This is a genomic window from Paenibacillus sp. Y5S-9 (genome assembly GCF_036894235.1).
Taxonomy (GTDB): Bacteria; Bacillota; Bacilli; order Paenibacillales; family Paenibacillaceae; genus Paenibacillus.
Window position 1 is genome coordinate 5,609,208 of record NZ_CP145887.1, and the last position, 17,010, is coordinate 5,626,217.

Annotated in this window: 16 protein-coding genes; 7 read left to right on the plus strand and 9 right to left on the minus strand. The window is 47.6% G+C overall.

Translation table 11 applies throughout. The annotated features are described in order from the left end of the window. The first annotated feature begins 101 nt into the window (after nucleotides 1-101). Entirely contained in the window at nucleotides 102-1,232 is a 1,131-nt protein-coding gene (locus tag V6669_RS24705) for a YheC/YheD family protein (RefSeq protein WP_338588446.1), read from the plus strand. 85 nt (nucleotides 1,233-1,317) lie between these two features. Then, entirely contained in the window at nucleotides 1,318-2,109 is a 792-nt protein-coding gene (gene asd / locus V6669_RS24710) for an archaetidylserine decarboxylase (RefSeq protein WP_047841263.1), read from the plus strand. Nucleotides 2,110-2,456: 347 nt separating this feature from the next. Here asd and V6669_RS24715 read toward each other — a convergent pair whose 3' ends face one another. Next, on the minus strand, nucleotides 2,457-3,242 hold the full coding sequence (locus V6669_RS24715; RefSeq protein WP_036605807.1) for an AraC family transcriptional regulator: 786 nt from the start codon (nucleotides 3,240-3,242) through the stop codon (nucleotides 2,457-2,459). Between the two features lie 178 nt (nucleotides 3,243-3,420). Continuing rightward, entirely contained in the window at nucleotides 3,421-4,881 is a 1,461-nt protein-coding gene (locus V6669_RS24720; RefSeq protein WP_338588447.1) for a PLP-dependent aminotransferase family protein, read from the minus strand. A gap of 152 nt (nucleotides 4,882-5,033) precedes the next feature. Between V6669_RS24720 and V6669_RS24725 the strand changes: the two genes are divergently transcribed. From V6669_RS24725 to V6669_RS24735, 3 genes are all read left to right on the plus strand, one after another. After that, the gene (locus V6669_RS24725) at nucleotides 5,034-5,651 is read left to right on the plus strand and encodes a pyridoxamine 5'-phosphate oxidase family protein (protein ID WP_338588448.1); all 618 of its coding nucleotides are present in this window, start codon (nucleotides 5,034-5,036) and stop codon (nucleotides 5,649-5,651) included. A gap of 178 nt (nucleotides 5,652-5,829) precedes the next feature. After that, on the plus strand, nucleotides 5,830-7,128 hold the full coding sequence (locus V6669_RS24730; RefSeq protein ID WP_338588449.1) for an aminotransferase class I/II-fold pyridoxal phosphate-dependent enzyme: 1,299 nt from the start codon (nucleotides 5,830-5,832) through the stop codon (nucleotides 7,126-7,128). A 217-nt stretch (nucleotides 7,129-7,345) separates the two neighbouring features. Beyond that, nucleotides 7,346-7,471 (plus strand): YjcZ family sporulation protein, encoded by a 126-nt coding sequence (locus V6669_RS24735; RefSeq protein WP_206759599.1) that lies wholly within the window; start codon nucleotides 7,346-7,348, stop codon nucleotides 7,469-7,471. Between the two features lie 179 nt (nucleotides 7,472-7,650). Here V6669_RS24735 and V6669_RS24740 read toward each other — a convergent pair whose 3' ends face one another. The 5 genes from V6669_RS24740 to V6669_RS24760 form a co-directional block, all read right to left on the minus strand. After that, entirely contained in the window at nucleotides 7,651-8,868 is a 1,218-nt protein-coding gene (locus V6669_RS24740) for an ABC transporter permease (RefSeq protein ID WP_338588450.1), read from the minus strand. A gap of 2 nt (nucleotides 8,869-8,870) precedes the next feature. Further along, entirely contained in the window at nucleotides 8,871-9,623 is a 753-nt protein-coding gene (locus V6669_RS24745; protein ID WP_036605802.1) for an ABC transporter ATP-binding protein, read from the minus strand. Between the two features lie 27 nt (nucleotides 9,624-9,650). Further along, nucleotides 9,651-11,024, minus strand: coding sequence for a DEAD/DEAH box helicase (locus V6669_RS24750; RefSeq protein ID WP_047841268.1), 1,374 nt, complete (start codon nucleotides 11,022-11,024; stop codon nucleotides 9,651-9,653). A gap of 434 nt (nucleotides 11,025-11,458) precedes the next feature. Next, nucleotides 11,459-12,232 (minus strand): SDR family oxidoreductase, encoded by a 774-nt coding sequence (locus V6669_RS24755; RefSeq protein ID WP_338588451.1) that lies wholly within the window; start codon nucleotides 12,230-12,232, stop codon nucleotides 11,459-11,461. Nucleotides 12,233-12,288: 56 nt separating this feature from the next. Continuing rightward, nucleotides 12,289-12,747, minus strand: a complete 459-nt coding sequence (locus V6669_RS24760; RefSeq protein ID WP_036605799.1) for a chemotaxis protein CheX — start codon at nucleotides 12,745-12,747, stop codon at nucleotides 12,289-12,291. 457 nt (nucleotides 12,748-13,204) lie between these two features. On the opposite strand from V6669_RS24760, the gene V6669_RS24765 reads away from it, so the two are divergent. Next, a complete protein-coding gene (locus V6669_RS24765) occupies nucleotides 13,205-14,107 on the plus strand; it encodes a LysR family transcriptional regulator (protein WP_036605798.1) in 903 nt (300 codons plus the stop codon). Nucleotides 14,108-14,137: 30 nt separating this feature from the next. Then, nucleotides 14,138-14,947: a histidinol-phosphatase gene (locus V6669_RS24770; RefSeq protein ID WP_338588452.1), complete on the plus strand. Its 810-nt coding sequence runs from the start codon at nucleotides 14,138-14,140 to the stop codon at nucleotides 14,945-14,947. Between the two features lie 448 nt (nucleotides 14,948-15,395). Here V6669_RS24770 and V6669_RS24775 read toward each other — a convergent pair whose 3' ends face one another. Together V6669_RS24775 and V6669_RS24780 are read right to left on the minus strand one after the other, a co-directional pair. After that, nucleotides 15,396-16,028 carry a GNAT family N-acetyltransferase gene (locus tag V6669_RS24775; RefSeq protein ID WP_338588453.1) on the minus strand — a complete coding sequence of 211 codons (633 nt, stop codon included), beginning with the start codon at nucleotides 16,026-16,028 and terminating at the stop codon, nucleotides 15,396-15,398. A gap of 168 nt (nucleotides 16,029-16,196) precedes the next feature. After that, nucleotides 16,197-16,928, minus strand: coding sequence for a metallophosphoesterase family protein (locus V6669_RS24780; RefSeq protein ID WP_338588454.1), 732 nt, complete (start codon nucleotides 16,926-16,928; stop codon nucleotides 16,197-16,199). Nucleotides 16,929-17,010 lie beyond the last annotated feature (82 nt).

Consider the following 17,010-nt stretch of genomic DNA (forward strand, 5'->3'; position numbering starts at 1 on the left):
CACCGGTCTGCGTTATCGCGATGTCTGAGCCATGCGGTGACAGGCCGGCATTCCATGAATGGACGATCCATGGTCGCGATAACATCGAAGGAGGAACGGTCATGCTCCAAGAAACGATCGGCATTATGTTCGATTCACGCATGTACCGGGGGATACCGGCCGGAAGGACCGGTCAGGAATCACTCGCGAATTATGAACAGGCAGCGGCCAGTTATGGATTAACCCCCTGCTTTTTGAGGCTGGAAGATATTGATTCGGATCAAAAGACTTGTCTTGCCTATGTAAAAAAAGAAGGCAGATATGTTCGCGAGCGCATGCCACTGCCCTCCGTCATTCATAACCGATCACTCCAACTTCGCCGGACGGAACAGCATCAGATTACCAAGCTGATGTTGCAGGGTATCCAGGTATTTAATGTTCGCAACCGGTACCGTAAAGATCACATTCATGACATGCTTCATCAGGACCTCGCCTTGCGAGAACACCTGCCCCACGCAGTTAAAGCTACGCCAGAGTCTCTGGCCTATATGATGGAACAATATGATGACCTCGTCATCAAACCATGCAGCGGTAGCATCGGTCATGGGATTATGCGAGTCTTTGAGCGAGATGGACAGTGGAAACTAACCTGTGAGACGAAGGCTGCACGCAAAGGGTGGGCTACCTTCCGATTGAGCAAAGGACAGCTTCCTTCCGCCACCCTAAGGCGGATCTTTCGCCATGCCTACCTCATTGAAGAGCGTATCCCACTGGTACGTTATGAGGGCAGGCCGGTAGATCTGCGGGTATCTGTACAACGTGGCAGCGATGGTCTTTGGGGAATAACAGGCATGTTTGCCAAAGCCGCTCCTGCCCATACGTTTGTCACCAACATCGCCCAGGGCGGTAAAGTCATGAAGCTCGCAGAGGCCCTTGGATTAGAAGAATCTGGCTTTGACCTGGCTCGACTGGAATACAGAATCGGACTCGTTGCACTTCAAATTGCCCAGAACCTGGCGACCAGTCTGCCACATCTGGCTGATCTGGGCCTTGATCTCGGGATAACGCGCAGCGGCCAAATCTATTTTATTGAATGCAATGGACGGGATCAGCGTTACGGTTTTCGCAAGGCGGGAATGTCGGAACACTGGAAGGCAACGTACAGCAAACCGATGGCTTATGGGCGTCTGCTGCTGGAACAGAATTCGAGGATTCCGAGACAACCGCAGACATACGATAGGAGACTATATTGATTTCGTGTGCATTCTGTGTCAATATTATGCAGAACGGCCGGTCTTGCCGGCCTTGAAGTTCGCATTAACCCTAAGGGGGATATTCATGGCAAAAACGCTGTTGCGATTAATGACCGAGCTTTCTTCGCGCAAATGGATCTCCCGGACTGTGGGAGCCTTCTCCAAAAGCCGGGGAAGTAAGGCATTTATCCCTTATTTTGTCCGGACCTACGACATCCCTGTTCAGGAGGCCGAGAAAGACTGGAAGGAATACCGTTCACTGAACGATTTCTTTACCCGCAAATTAAAGCCGGGCATGCGCCCGTTGGAACTTTCAGAGCATGCACTGATCAGCCCGGTAGATGCCAAGATTACGGCAGCCGGTCCAATATCTGCAGGAACACTCCTGAATGTTAAGGGACAAAATTATACACTTGCTGAATTATTAAACCATTCTCCCCATCTGGAGAAGTACAAGCACGGGTACGGGTTCGTCCTCTATCTCAGCCCTCGCGACTATCACCGCATTCATGCACCTGTCAGCGGTCGCAAAATAGAGAGCGAACACATCAAAGGCAAAGTTTATCCCGTGAATGACTTTGGCCTGACCCATATGAGATCCGTGCTTAGTCGAAACGAACGGCTCATTACGTATATCGCACACGATTACGGTGAAGTGGCGGTTGTCAAAGTAGGTGCGATGAACGTGAGTAGCATACAATATGCTGATACGGACACAAGTACCTGGGCACAAGGCGATGATCTGGCCTATTTTGAATTCGGTTCCACCGTTGTTCTGCTGACGCAAAGTGGCACATTCGAACCAAACCCGGGCTTACAGCCAGGCGATTCGGTCAAAATGGGTGCATTGCTTGGTCGTTTGAAACCGAAGAACTAATGAGTCCATACGCAAATAAAGAGGATGGCGCAGCACCTGTAACCAGGTATTGCGCCATCCTCTTTATGCCTTCATATTCATCCATGTATACATGCAATACGAAGCTTCGCTCCGTCGTTATTGGTCTACTGAGTTCTCCTCAAAACCACACATCTTGCAAGTCTTCTGCCGGTTTGAAACGACGCAGACGGTTCCGGAAAATATTGCATCCCTTCGTAGAGCATCCCCGGTTGCGGACCCGACGTTTTCCGTTCATCACAAGTTCCCCCTTTTGGTCATCTGGAATGCTAGATAATTACCCTTGCGTTCCAGACTTGAAACGGTGTCATGTTTTTCTCATCAGAATTTTAACGAATCTCGGACGGGCTCTTGCCTGTATACTGCTTGAACTGACGACTGAAGAAGAAAATATCCCGGTAGCCCAGAGCATCCGCCACTTCGGTCACATTCATGCCGGTATGCACCAGCAGATGTTCCGCCCGTTCAATACGCATGCGGATAATATAAGATTGGACTGATGATCCCACCAGTTCCTTGAACTTGATCGAGAAGTATCGGGGCGATAAGCCGGCCCGGGCAGCCAGATCTTCCACCCGATGCGTAATCCCCGGATGCTGACGCACATAATTGGCGACCTCCTGGATGACATCGGACAACTGGTTGCTTACCTTTTTCTCCACAGGTTCTTCCGTATCGGCGCGCAGCAAATGAATCATCAATTGCTTCAGAATCAATCGGCTCTCTTCATCACGTCCGTACACATCCGATAAGAACAGTCTTACATACCGTGCCAGCAAGTGCTCAAACTCCACCGTTTCCTGTACCTCGCGATAGGACTGGGGAACGTCAGCAACAGGCACGTCCACATCAAAATGAATATACGTAAGTACCAACGGTTTTTGCTTATTATGCGTTGCAGTAGGATGATCTCCTGGCCTGAACAAGAAACAACTACCCTTGCCAACTTCATACGACTGGTCATTCAGTACAAGCGTTCCTTCACCACTCCATACATAAAATAAATCATAGTTTTGCATCGGTTTTTCCCGTTTCTGCCACTTCCAGCCCGGTTCACAGACAATTTTGGCGACAGCGGGCAAAATAACAAATGATGACGGCGATGCCTGCAGCATGTCGCCACTCCCCCTTGATAGTTAATCTCTCTGCATATGGCATCATTCTGATCTGAATCTCACTTCTTCAATCCAGGCCATATGTATTTCAGTATCTTGCATGATTAAATACAACTTGCTCATATATGATCTCTGCTCCTACAGGAGCGAAATGTCTTATCCCATTATACAGCGGAATTCACCGAAACGAAAATGTGCACTTCTCCCAGGCTAGCCGCATTCGCCGGATTCCCTCTGTTATCTCTTCTTTCTCCAGATGTGCAAAAGCAAAGCAGGCCGCCGGATGACCTGAAGTCAACCGATATCGCTCTGCATCACGGAACAATATGCCATCCTCCTCAGCAAGCTTTTTAAATCGCTGATAACTGTCCACATCGCCATTCCAGGTGGCGTAAATATGCAGTCCAGCATCACCAAGCTGCATCTTGAATGCTTCCGGCAACTGTAGTTCCATCTCTCGGACAAAAAAATCATGCCGTTCCCCATATAACCGGGTTAACCGTCGTAAGTGCCTCAGGTAACCTCCTCTGGTCATAAATTTCGCCAGTGCGCGCTGCTCTAACAGCGCCGGAGGTACCGGTTCATACAGCGCCTTGGCGGCAAGAAGAGGTTCTACCAGACCAGGCGGCAGTACGGCATAGCCAAGTCGGAACGAAGCAACCATCGTTTGTGAGAATGAACCGACATAGATGACACGCTGTTCACGATCAAGCACTTTGAGGGGTTCAATCGGTCTTCCGCCCCATCGGAATTCACTGTCATAATCATCTTCTATAATGACTGCATTCCGCTTTGAGGCCCACGTAAGCAAGGCACGTCTTCTGTCCAACCCCAGTACGGCACCAGTTGGAAACTGCCGGGTAGGGGCGACGAATAACGTCTGTGCCTCCCAAGGCTGAGGAATAATACCTGCGGTATCCACCTCTGCCGGGATGATGTGCCCACCGCAGGATTTGACGGCATGGGCAATGCCCGGATAACCCGGATTCTCCAATACAACTGCTGTATTCTCCGTAATCAGCAGTTGAGATAACAGGGTGATGCCTTGCATTGAACCACTGAACAATACTATCTGAGATGCTTCAGCCTGGATACCACGTGTCCATCTGAGATGAGAGGCGATGGCCTCACGCAGTTCCGGATCACCGGCTGCACCACTCGATTCTCGCCAACCACTGCGATGAACAGCAGCGAGTGCACTCTTCCACTCCCCTAGCGGGAAATGTTCTGCAGGCATGCGCTGCATTTGAAAATTAATGACGGACGGCTTCGGTGAAAACATCTGAGTCCGCAGGACTTCATGTTGCGTATTCAACATCTGTACTCGTTCGCCCCAGGGAGACAGTTTGAGAACGGCTTCCTGTTTTTCATTTTCCTGAGTGGATAATGTTTCGGTTACAAATGTACCTCTTCCCCGATGAGCATGGACATAACCATCCGCAAGCAGCATGTCGTATACCTGAGCTACCGAACCACGTGACATCTCATATTGCCTTGCCAACTCACGGGTGGAAGGAAGCCGCGTGCCTCCCACCAATGTGCCTGCATGAATGGCATCGCGTAACGCATGGTACAGTGCCTCATACTTGTATCGATGCTGAAGTTCATAGGTATCCATCGGCAGCCACAATTCCATCATGCACCTCTCTTCATTTGTCTTCATCTGTGATCCCCGACGAATTGGCCTACTAAAGTGAATGTAAATTGGATCTATTTCATTGTCAATGTATGAACTATTGTTATCCATAAGATATGGCGTTCTATTATACATTCAATGATGGGGGAATACACATGAGACGGAAAGAATTCACAGTAGATGAAGAACAGGAGATTACCGCATTTCTGGATCAGTGCTCCTTCGGGTTTCTGGGAACGGTCAGCCCGGACGGACAACCACGGGTTACACCACTGAATTTCGTATATATGGACGGTTGCTTTTATTTTCATGGCAGTCTGGCTGGCGAGAAGATGAAACAGATCAAACAGGATTCGTCGGTCAGTTTCACGGTAGCTGAAGAGTTCTCCCTGATTCCATCTTATTTCAGTGATCCTGAGCTTGCTTGTCCGGCGACTTCTTTCTTCAAAAGTGTCATGGCCTTCGGTGAGGCTGAACCGGTTAAAGATCTGGACATCAAAGGTAAGGTACTGCAACGATTCATGGAGAAACTCCAGCCGCAAGGCGGATATGTACCCATTGACGCTACTGACTCGCGTTACACAGGCAACCTCAAAGCTGTAGCCGTAGTCCGAATTAATCCAGAACGGATCAGTGCCAAGTTTAAATTTGGACAAAACCTCTCGAGTGAACGATTCGATCATATCAATGGTCAGTTGGAACAGCGCAATGAAGGAAGAGATGCAGAAACTGCTGAAATGATGCGGAAATACTGTCCATTTCATCAGCAATAAGTTTCATTTCTTGAGGATTACTTCAAGGTTGATTTCAACGATAACCCACCTGGAAACCCTCTGCAACAACGCGGTAAAGTGATATAACTGTCATATTGCGTAATTTCCGTGACGGGGGCATGTCAAGGTGATATAATGTTAGGCAGTTGAATCACAAAGACTTGGAAGGATGAAAAGAATGAATCCACTGGCTGAACAGTTGAACGAAAGTATTCAGACAGGCAGCAGTCACGTCTACTCCATGCTGTCACAGCTTGGCAAAGAAATTTATTTTCCTAAAGAGGGGATCTTGAGTCAATCTGCTGAAGCAGCAAGCTTGGCCAAGACCCATAATGCCACGATTGGTATCGCCCTGGAGGGTGGTGTGCCGATGCATCTTCAGGTTATTCAGGAGAAGCTGTCTGCATTCCAGCCAAAGGATCTGTATCCTTACGCTCCACCTGCAGGCAAACCTGAATTGCGGACCGTCTGGAGAGACAAGATGCTGAAGGAAACGCCTTCCCTGGAAGGCAAAACGTTTGGCAATCCGATTGTAACCAATGCATTAACCCATGGACTAAGTATCGTAGCCGACCTGTTCGCCGATGAAGGGGACGCTGTCATATATCCGGATAAAAACTGGGAAAATTACGAGCTGACCTTCGGAATTCGTCGTCATGGCCGGTTGGTTCATTATCCCCTGTTCGATGATCAGTTAAACTTCAACAGTGAGGGTCTGCTTCAGGCTTTGCTTGATCAAAAGGACAAAGGTAAAGCGATCGTTCTGCTCAACTTCCCGAATAACCCTACAGGTTATACGCCTGGAGCGGAAGAAGCAGATGCAATTGTAAACACGATTCGTCAGGCAGCTGAAGCCGGCGTTAACGTGGTTGCTGTAACAGATGATGCTTACTTCGGACTGTTCTTCGAAGATTCCATTCATGAATCCCTGTTTGGCAAACTTGCCAACATTCATCCACGTGTGTTGACTGTAAAAGTGGATGGTGCAACCAAGGAGGAATTCGTATGGGGCTTCCGCGTTGGATTCATTACGTATGCCCATGAAGATGCAGCCGTTCTGCATGCATTGGAACAAAAAACACTCGGTATTATCCGGGCAACGATCTCCAGTGGCCCGCATCCTTCCCAGACTTTTGTACTGGATGCGCTCAAAGCACCGGAGTTTGAAGCACAGAAACAGGAGAAGTTCGAGATTATGAAAGGCCGCGCCAATAAGGTAAAAGCCATTCTCGATAGCGGCAAGTATGGAGATGCATGGGACTATTATCCGTTCAACTCCGGTTACTTCATGTGCCTGAAGCTGAAAGAAGTTGGCGCTGAAGAACTTCGAAGCCATTTGCTGCACAAATATGGTGTGGGTACAATCGCGCTGGGTGAATCGGATCTTCGAATCGCCTTCTCCTGTATTGAAGAATCCGGGTTGGAAGATCTGTATGAAACCATTTATCGTGGAGTTCAGGATCTGCGGACGACTTAGTTAACACAGACCTGAACCCTGAATGATATAAGAACCCTTTGTATAACGGCGACGCTTCATGTCTCTGGATATACGAAGGGTTCTTTTGTGTTTTATCAGCCCAAAAGCGTCAATTTCTGGCTTTACCGGGCATCGGCCCAATCAGCCTACCCCCAAGGCACATAATATACGATGTACGCAAGGGCGTGCCAAACAACCACTTGAAAGGGGAATGACCATGTCTGGAGTTGAAGATACAAGAGGCGGTTATGGATGCGGCGGTTACGGAGGATTTACTAACACAGGTGCCATTCTCGTTCTGTTCATCTTGCTCGTGATTATCACTAAATCGTTCCTCTGTTAGTACCAATACACACTTGCGCGAGAACCCAGTGATCTGATTGCATGATTCCATTACAGCACAAAGAAGGGTATACCGGGATACAGCCCGGAATACCCTTCTTTGTTAATTTAAGTAGAAGTCACCCTCCACCTCGACCCACCATCTTGGCTGGCGAGAGGTACGAAGGTACGGTCTCTTGTTTACTCGTCTTCTTCTTCCTTCAACCACTTGTTGCCTTGCGAACGCCGCATGATCACAATCACCAGTATACCCAAAATAAGTGCTACTCCGGTGACAGTCAGTCCATTTGCTCCGGCAACCAGCATAGGCAACCACATGAGTAACGCAGCCAGTGCGTGGAGATGGAATATAAATCCCAACACCTGAGAACGACGACTCTCACCCGAGATTGGATAGATCATAATCCAAAATGATTCACTATGACTGCGACGCAGCGCACCAAGCTGTACACCTGCAAGCAACAGGAAGAACAAATACACACCTACACCAAAGTAGCTGCCTGCTGTCCACCAGGATAGTAACATGCCCAGTACAATTAGGCGTAACACGATTGAGAACACTTCGGTTCGAATAAACGTTTTGGTTATCAAGTAACGGTAAGCTTTCCCCGCATTCCAGGGAAGAGCGTTCCCCAATTTGCTAAGCCAGCGACGCGAACTTACTTTCTGTCCGGATGAAGGTACATCCACAAACCAGCCAAGCGTCCGCATAACCCTGCCAGCCTGACCCTGCTCCACCTGAATCAGTCGTTCCCACACTACCCGATGTTTCACTGGTATACGCAAGGCGACGATGTAGACAACAGCCAGCAACAACAGGAACCATATGCTCCGCTGCGGTGGTTGCCATAACCAGGCGCCAACCGCCAGCACTGCCAGAGCCCATCGCAAGAGGCGATATCCTCTTGCTGCCCCAACCTGAACCATTCTTAGCTCTTGCCATGCTCCATAACTGGACAACCCTTTCCACAGCAACAGGAATAAGATGAACCAGCCAAATGGCCTTGCATCCAGATCTGCTCTAACATAGAGAGGCCACAATGTAACAAACACAAGTAACAGGCCCAGACTTTTATAGATAATGCCCCGGGCAAAGCTGTTCTTCAAATATTCCTGCATCCGGTATTCCTGTGGTCGCAGGAACACGATATCTGCCGGAAGCAGATATGTACGATAACTGCTAAACAGCACCAGTGGCGCCAGCAGTACCAATGCAATCCAGCGAATGGGGAATTCTGCGGGAATGTTCTGAACAAACGATGTATACCAGGCGGAGAACGCAATGACGAGAAATAAAAAGACCATAGCTACACCGCTCTGGATCACATAACCCAGATAAGGAAGAATTCCGTTCCAGAATCCTGTGCGTCTTTGCTTCCATAGCAGCTTGAGATCCATGCTCAATCCCTGCCTTGTACGAGGGAATAGAACATGTGCTCCAGCGTGGCATCCGATTCCCCGAATTGGGAGCGCAGTTCATTCAGCGTCCCTTGAGCAATAACCTGCCCACGGTGCAGAACGATAAAACGGTCACAGTAATTTTCAATCGTGGACAGAATGTGTGAACTGAGCAGAATGGATGATCCCGAAGCTTTCATCTCAAGCATAAAATCAAGCAAGGAGCGGATACCCAGCGGGTCCAGCCCCAGGAAAGGCTCATCAATGATGTACAGTGGTGGTCCTGCCACAAAAGCACACATGATCATGACCTTTTGTCTCATCCCCTTGGACAGGTGAGTCGACAGACTTGTACTTTTCTCATTCATACGGAACAGTTCCAGCAGTTTCTCCGTACGTTGTTTGAAATCAGCCTCCGACACATTGTACGCTCTTGCCGTAAACTCCAGGTGCTCCATCACCGTCATCTCATCATACAGTTCGGGTGATTCCGGTACAAATGCCATGGCCGATTGGTAGATCTGCGCATCCTCGTCCCGCTTCTTGCCCATCACTCGCACTTCGCCCTGTTGAGGTGTCATCAAGCCGAGGATATGTTTCATGGTTGTACTTTTGCCAGCACCGTTTAAGCCGATTAGTCCGACCATCTCTCCACGTCCAACTTCCAGATCGATGCCGTGAAGGACTGGCCTTTTGGCACTATAACCTCCGCTTAACCCGCTGATTTGCAGAACAGGTGATTGAACGTTTTCCATCTATCCCTGCACCCCTTTCGTCAGATTCTATTCTTCGGAGCGTGGCGTTTTGTCTTTACTCCACTTGGGTGCTCCTTTGTTTTTACGATCCTGGTCGCGCTCCGTGCGGCCTGTATTACCCGTTGGTTTGCTACCTGCTGGACGCGAATTGGAGATTGTAGCTCTCGTTCCCCCATTACGATTGCCCTGACCTGGTTTGCGATCTCTGGATTGTCCTGGTTTTCTGGAGAACGAATGTCCCTCAGGCCGCGTGTCCGGACGCGGATCAGCCTCCAGTACTTTACCGCCAAAGAGTACACGTTCTGACAGTTCGATTCCGAGTTCGCGTGCGAATTTACGCATAATAAAGATCTGTGTTTCATCCACAATGGACAAAACGATACCCGAACGTCCCATCCGGCCTGTACGACCTGCACGGTGAACATAGTGCTCCGAGTCAAAGGCAGGGTCATAGTTAATGACCATTGGCAAGCCTTCGATATCCAGTCCTCTGGCAGCGACTTCGCTGGCAATCAGCAACTGAAGTTTGCCATTACGGAAGGCAGACAATACGTTACTGCGGGTCACTTTGTCAGCATCTCCATACAGCGCAGCAGCGGACAAGCCCAGATGATTCATTTTTGCTTCAACTTCACCAATATCTTCGGTTGCATTCACAAATACGATTGCCCGATCCGGATTGTACTGTCTAACCAGACGACGCAGCATGTCAATTTTGTTACGGTTTTCTTCTACAAAATAATAATGCTCAAGGCCCGCAGCCGTAGCTCGATCCGGTTCAATTCCGATCTGAACAGGCTCTTTCATCTCACGCTTTGCGAGTCCAGCTGTATGCTCATCAATGGTTGCTGACAGGAAGATCAGCTGACGGTCCCGCAATGCACTCTTGAGTACAAAGTTCACGTCACTTACGCCGCCAAGTTGGAACACTTGGTCCGCTTCATCGATAACGATCGTAGAGACGTTGTGCATTTTCAGTTTTTTGAGTGTAATCAATTCCTTCAGTCGTCCCGGTGTACCCACAACCAATTGTGGATGCTCACGCAGCTTCTCGATCTGACGTTTAGCCGCTGCGCCTCCAATCAGACCCAATACGCCAATCTTACGTTCTTCCGCATAACGCTGCGCTTCACGTACAATTTGCATCGCCAGCTCTTGTGTAGGTGCAATAATGAGTTTCTGCGTGCCTTTGATATCCATTTTGATGGATTGTAACAGTGGCAGCAGATATGCCAGCGTTTTTCCTGTTCCCGTCTGGGATTTGGATACGACATCTCGGCCTTCCAAAATAACCGGGATCGTCTGAGCCTGTACAGGTGAAGGTTCGTTAATGCCATGTTTCGCCAAAACGGCCTCCAGATCCTGTTCCACGCCAATTGAAGCAAATGTTTGATTCGTCATGTATGTCCATCCTTTTAATTTTATTCATTTTGATGTTATATAAGTTCAACTAATGAGTAATTACACTGACACTACGAGGACAGAACAACCTTCCGATCACTGTTATCCCCAGATTTTTTTGATTCTTTTTTTCAAAAGGAAAAATCCGGGGATAAAGGCGAAGCATATGCTTCCGATGCAGCTTTCTTTCAGAAAGCTTTTAGCTTCACTTCTTCAGGTTATTTCTGTCCTCTCCGTTATTGTGTAAAAGTTTAGTTGAACATATAAGTTGCTTGTATATTACCGAAGCCTGTCATCACATTACCTTTCATTATATGCGAAAAAAGCCCGTGTACCAAATCTTATTCCAGAATTGTATGTATACACGCCAAAAAAAAGAAAAGCCCCTCGGCGGAGCCTTTCTTTCAATCCGTATATGATGCCTCGTATCACATTTACTTCTGATTCATTACACCGTGCGACAATCGATCTGCAAGACGCGGAAATAGCTGGTACAGCCATATGCCAGCAGAAGCAAGTCTTGGCAGATTCACTTCTTCCTTGCGCTTTTTCATCGCCCGAATCATATGACCTGCAACGTCTTCCGGTTTCAACATCATCCAGCGTACATTATTCACATAATTGCCAGATGGGTCAGCCCGATGGAAAAATGGTGTATCAATCGGACCTGGATTAATCGTTGTCACCATGACGCCAGTCTTCCGAAGCTCTTGACGCAGCGCATTACTGAATCCGAGTACAGCATGTTTCGTAGCAGTATAGGAAGCGGATTTGGCTGTACCGATTTTGCCAGCCATGGAGGCCACGTTCACAATCTGACCTTTGCCACGTTCCAGCATCTGTGGAAGCACTGCTTTGGTACAGCGGACAATGCCCATGTAATTAACGTCCATCATCTCATCGAATTCCTGTACAGACATCTCTGTCATCGCTGCGAATTTCCCGTAACCTGCGTTGTTCAGCAAAATGTCAATTCGTCCGTATTTATGCAATATCACATCCACAGCTGCCTGAACCTGCTCACTATCCGTAACATCAAGCGTGAGTAATTCATGCGGCCCTTTCAGCGAGGCACCAATCTCTACCAGCTTGTCCCGCGAACGGGCAGCCAGAATTGGGATGGCTCCTTCTTCTATCAGCATCTGCGCACACAGCGCACCGATACCACTCGATGCACCTGTGATAAACACTACCTGATCTTTCAGCATCCGTGATGTCCTCCCGTATTGAACACATATTGCCTTTTGAGGCGTATGGTTCTATTCTACGAGATCATGACCTGAATATCCATCTCACCAATGCCGTCCATCAGCAAAGGAATACTCAGTGCTTTCGTTGCACTAAATGTAGTCAGATGTTCGGACTTCATCACTTGTGGAGGTGTAATATCGACCACAACACCCTGGTTCGACAGAATAGTGCTGGCATTACCACTGATCATATTACCCAGTTCCGAAATCGCACTTTTGCTCATTTCATCCATTTCTGTAATGACAAAACCGCCCATCATCGCAGATACAATTTTCAATGCAACTTGTTCATTGATTCCAAATACAATGTTTCCGCTAAGTTGTCCGGTCATTCCGATCACGATCCAGACATGGTCTGCAATGTACTCTACATTTTTCACGCCAAGACTCCCGGTGGAAGGCGAAACCTGGATGAGCTGTTCGAATACGTTCCGTGCCGATTCCAGGAAAGGATTAATCACTTCCGCTTTCACTGTCTATGTCCCCCTCACACTGGGTTATTGGTCACACACCAAAAGTCCCATATTCATTAAATTTATTATACTTTATCACGTACAAGAATTCATTAAGAATTCGTTAAATCATGTGTACTATAATTTATCGTCATCCGTGGGGCAAATGTTTATAGCTGATTCTAGCGAATAAACAGCGCTTTTCACTTCTTTTGAAGAAAGCTTTTCGTTCATGGTGCGTGGCAAAAGGCATTTAGGACTTTATTACTGCTTTCTCACAACTGTAAAAAAAATCAAATTCTTGTATTCGCGTTTTTTTCACAGTCTCTTGAACTACTTTTGATCCTGATAATTACCTTCATTGCTCTGCTGTCCTGAATCACCTATAATTTAAGATAACGGAACAATAACCAGTTACGGGATTACATCACACCAAACACTACATAATCAAGATACTTTGCCTGCAAGGAGGTCACCTATGAACATAAGCCAACTGGAGACACTAATTACCATTTCCAAAACGATGAGCTTCCGCAAAGCGGGAGAACTTCTGAACCTGACCCAGCCTGCCGTCTCGGCCCAGATCAAAAGTCTGGAGGACGAATTCAGCACCGTTCTTGTGGATCGGAACCAACCTGTTACCCTGACAGATCGTGGACAGGTATTCCTGGAGCACGCTGAACGGATGCTCGACATCGTTGATGAGTTGAAACAAAAATTGTCCGATCTCGATGAAACGCCTCAGGGACGTATCGTGTTAGGCACAACAACTTCCATTGCTATTCAGATCTTGCCAAGGGTGTTATCCTATTTCCAAGATCAATTCCCACTGATCAAAACCAGTATCCAATCCCTTCCATCATCACAGATCTATACCCAGGTCGAAAATGGTCTGGTTGATATTGGTATCGGTTATCTCACGGAGCGTAATCCCAACCTGAATACATCTGTGCTGTACTATGACACATTTGAACTCGTGGTATCTCCTTCCCATCCGCTGGCAAAGAAGAAACATGCTGCAGTGGATGTGCTCCGGAGTACACCATTGATTCTGCTGTCCCCTGATACAGTAGGACGAAGGTTTACGGAAACGATCTTCAAGAAACATAATATTGAACCTAATATTGTAATGGAGTTGTCGAGCAGCGAAGAAGTGAAACGTATGGTCGAGATTGATCTCGGGGCAGCTGTCATCTCCAAACAATCTGTTGCGCATGAGTTGCGTCAAGGCACACTGCGAATGATACCCTTAAGTGAGCTGGAGGTCAGTCACCCTGTTGGTGTCATCTATAAGTCCAGTCGGTACCTTAACTCAGCGATGCAGCAATTCATAAGTGACCTCAAAGGTATGCCGGAAACCCAATTCATCAGTTCAGAATGACAATGAGCCATGAGAAAGGAAGGATTCCATATGAAATTTGATCTTCACACACATCATTTTCGTTGTGGTCACGCAGACGGCAACATCCGCGATTATATAGAGGCAGGTATTAAGGCAGGACTTCAGGCCATTGGTATCTCGGATCATACGCCATACTTTGGCAGTGAGCTTGAGCAGGCATTTCCCCGGATCGCAATGGGCAAGTCTGAATTGCAGCATTATGTGGAAGAAGTCCTTGCTCTGAAAGAAGAATACGCTGGTAAAATCGATGTGCTGCTTGGCATTGAATCCGACTACTTCCCTGCTCATGCGGAATTGTATCGTACCACGCTGGGACAGTATCCTTTTGACTATATTATTGGTTCAGTTCATCATACCGAGGATGTAAGCATCTTCAACAAAACCCGGTGGAATGGCCTAAGCAATGCTCGCAAAGTTGAAGTGAAAGAGAGCTATTATTCATTAATCCGCGAATCGGCTCGCAGCGGTATGTTCCAGATTCTTGGACACATTGATGCGATGAAAGGAAACTATCCACCTTTCTCCGATATTATCGCTGATCAGGCCATTGATGAAACGTTGCAGGTCATTGCAGAATCCAACGTAGCGATCGAAATTAACACATCTGGCAAAACCAAACTCAGCGGTGGCTGGTATCCCTCGGATGCCATTCTGGAACGCGCCCATCATTATGGAGTGAAGGTGACATTTGGATCGGACGCTCATAAACCACAGCGGGTGGCAGACGAGCTGGATGACGTTCGTACACGTCTCAAGGAGATCGGATTCACCGACTGGGTATACTTCAAGCAGAAACAGATGCAGATTGTATCACTGTAAAAAATATAGAACCACATAGAAACCCCCACAGCGCGCTTGTTCACGCTGTGGGGGTTTTGGGTTTAATTCTAAATTAAAAATATTATATAAGTTCAACTGAACATTTACACGATAACGGAGAGGACAGAAATAACTTGAAGAAGCGAAGCGGTCGCGTTTATCAACGGATTTTCCCTTTTCAAAAGGGAATCAAAAAATCTGGGGATAACAGCGATCAGAAGGTTATTCTGTCATCGGAGTGGCCAGTGTAAATACTCCACAGTTAACTTATATGGACAAAAAAAATGAACCCGCTCGCGCGGGTCCCAACAGCATTATCTATTATCAAAAAGGGGGTCATGAGATAAGTTTACCCCCTGTCTGTTAGAGTTCAATTGCAGCTATATTTCATTTGTGTAACAAATGATTGAAGTTCGATTCATTCACGTTCGACTACTCTTACTCTATGTCATTGCGGCTTGTCAGATACCAGGGTTTGCAGGTCTTTTTCCTGAAACGGGCGTACGTATTGTTCCCGGTACATGCTGTACACTTTGACATCCATCAGGGATTCTGATGCCTCGTCATCTTCATCATGCAGTCCGAACGAGGGAAGACTCCGCTCATAGGACATCCCTATTTTGCTTAACACCCGTTGTGAAGATACATTGGCCTCATAACAACGTGCTTCCACCCTCCACAAATGAAGATCGTCAAATCCAAACTGCAACAGCCGCTGTACCGCCTCGGTAGCCACCCCCATGCCCCAACAGGACCTGTTAAGGATATAACCAATCTGTGCGGTACCATTCTGATCATTCCAGTGCTGGAATGAGGTAATCCCAATCACCTGTTCCTTACCTCTCCAGCAGATCCCATAATGTAACGAATCCAACTTGGCGCTGCTGCTCCGTATCTGGTTCAATAACCGTCTCGCCCTGGTTGGCGTGGGCTGGCTTCCCCTATTCACATATCTTATGACTTGAGGATCGGAAAAAAGTTCCGATAATGTGCTGTAATCACTTTGACGTAATGATCGCAGGACAAGACGCTCTGTCCACAAAGCCGGCAGACCTTGAACCAGCATTTTTCGGGTAAGCATGACAATCGCTCCTTTTGCCTAAACGGGCTCTAGTCCGGTAAGACAAGCATGCTCTGATGATGATCCGGCGTAATACCATTTGAACTGATCCACGAACTTTAGTATTCGCATTTTAGTATTAATATATTGCATCATTCAATTCCTCAAGCAAAAAGGCCCAGATGCTGACTACTCCTGCAACCCGCGATAGATACCCGTACGAATCTCACGAATATAGAAATCCAATGCAGGAACATTCGCCGACTGTGCAACCTGTACTTCTCGCTCAATATCATAAGGTACCCGCACAAATTGAACATTGAACGGGGCATTGTTATCGTTGCTGTCTTCACCCTCCAGAATACAGTAAGAAGCCTGGGGAAGATCGAGTGGATTACCAACACTGCCTGCATTAAACAGTAACTTGCCGTTCATATACTGCAAGTATGCGTTATGCACATCCCCATAACCTACAACATCTGCAACACTTTGCTCAGGCTCATCAGCGGGAGGATCAAACATTGCCAACCTCTTTTCTATTGCATCCCACGGCTGTACACGATGGTACACACTTTGAGGTGAAGCATGGACCAGACGGATGGTGCGACCGCTCAGTTGAAATTGATGACTGAAGGGTAGGCCAGCCAAGTACGCCAATCGTTCTTTACCCAGCCGTTCTGCTTGCCACGTAAAGTTCTCGTTGTCCTGGTTAACCGCAACCAATTCATCCCAATTGCCACGGATGACAAGTTCGCATGTTGCTCTCACCTGATCCACAACCTGTACCGGTTCTGGTCCCTTGCCCACGAGGTCACCAAGACAAAAGATTCGCTCCACGCCCCGACTTCGGATATCTTCCAACACTGCTTCCCAGGCAGTCATGTTGCCATGAATGTCGGATACAATCGCAATTCGTTCCATCTGGATAACCTCCATTCATGTTGAATCGTTCACTGTTGTACGTTTACACTTGCCACTCCGATGACAGAATAACCTTCCGATC

Coding starts and splice junctions, on each gene's coding strand:
- V6669_RS24770 (WP_338588452.1), top strand. CDS start 14,138: ATGAAATTTGATCTTCACACACATCATTTTCGTTGTGGTCACGCAGAC.
- V6669_RS24750 (WP_047841268.1), bottom strand. CDS start 11,024: ATGACGAATCAAACATTTGCTTCAATTGGCGTGGAACAGGATCTGGAG.
- V6669_RS24740 (WP_338588450.1), bottom strand. CDS start 8,868: ATGGATCTCAAGCTGCTATGGAAGCAAAGACGCACAGGATTCTGGAAC.
- asd (WP_047841263.1), top strand. CDS start 1,318: ATGGCAAAAACGCTGTTGCGATTAATGACCGAGCTTTCTTCGCGCAAA.
- V6669_RS24775 (WP_338588453.1), bottom strand. CDS start 16,028: ATGCTTACCCGAAAAATGCTGGTTCAAGGTCTGCCGGCTTTGTGGACA.
- V6669_RS24705 (WP_338588446.1), top strand. CDS start 102: ATGCTCCAAGAAACGATCGGCATTATGTTCGATTCACGCATGTACCGG.
- V6669_RS24715 (WP_036605807.1), bottom strand. CDS start 3,242: ATGCTGCAGGCATCGCCGTCATCATTTGTTATTTTGCCCGCTGTCGCC.
- V6669_RS24765 (WP_036605798.1), top strand. CDS start 13,205: ATGAACATAAGCCAACTGGAGACACTAATTACCATTTCCAAAACGATG.
- V6669_RS24780 (WP_338588454.1), bottom strand. CDS start 16,928: ATGGAACGAATTGCGATTGTATCCGACATTCATGGCAACATGACTGCC.
- V6669_RS24755 (WP_338588451.1), bottom strand. CDS start 12,232: ATGCTGAAAGATCAGGTAGTGTTTATCACAGGTGCATCGAGTGGTATC.
- V6669_RS24735 (WP_206759599.1), top strand. CDS start 7,346: ATGTCTGGAGTTGAAGATACAAGAGGCGGTTATGGATGCGGCGGTTAC.
- V6669_RS24730 (WP_338588449.1), top strand. CDS start 5,830: ATGAATCCACTGGCTGAACAGTTGAACGAAAGTATTCAGACAGGCAGC.
- V6669_RS24725 (WP_338588448.1), top strand. CDS start 5,034: ATGAGACGGAAAGAATTCACAGTAGATGAAGAACAGGAGATTACCGCA.
- V6669_RS24720 (WP_338588447.1), bottom strand. CDS start 4,881: ATGATGGAATTGTGGCTGCCGATGGATACCTATGAACTTCAGCATCGA.
- V6669_RS24745 (WP_036605802.1), bottom strand. CDS start 9,623: ATGGAAAACGTTCAATCACCTGTTCTGCAAATCAGCGGGTTAAGCGGA.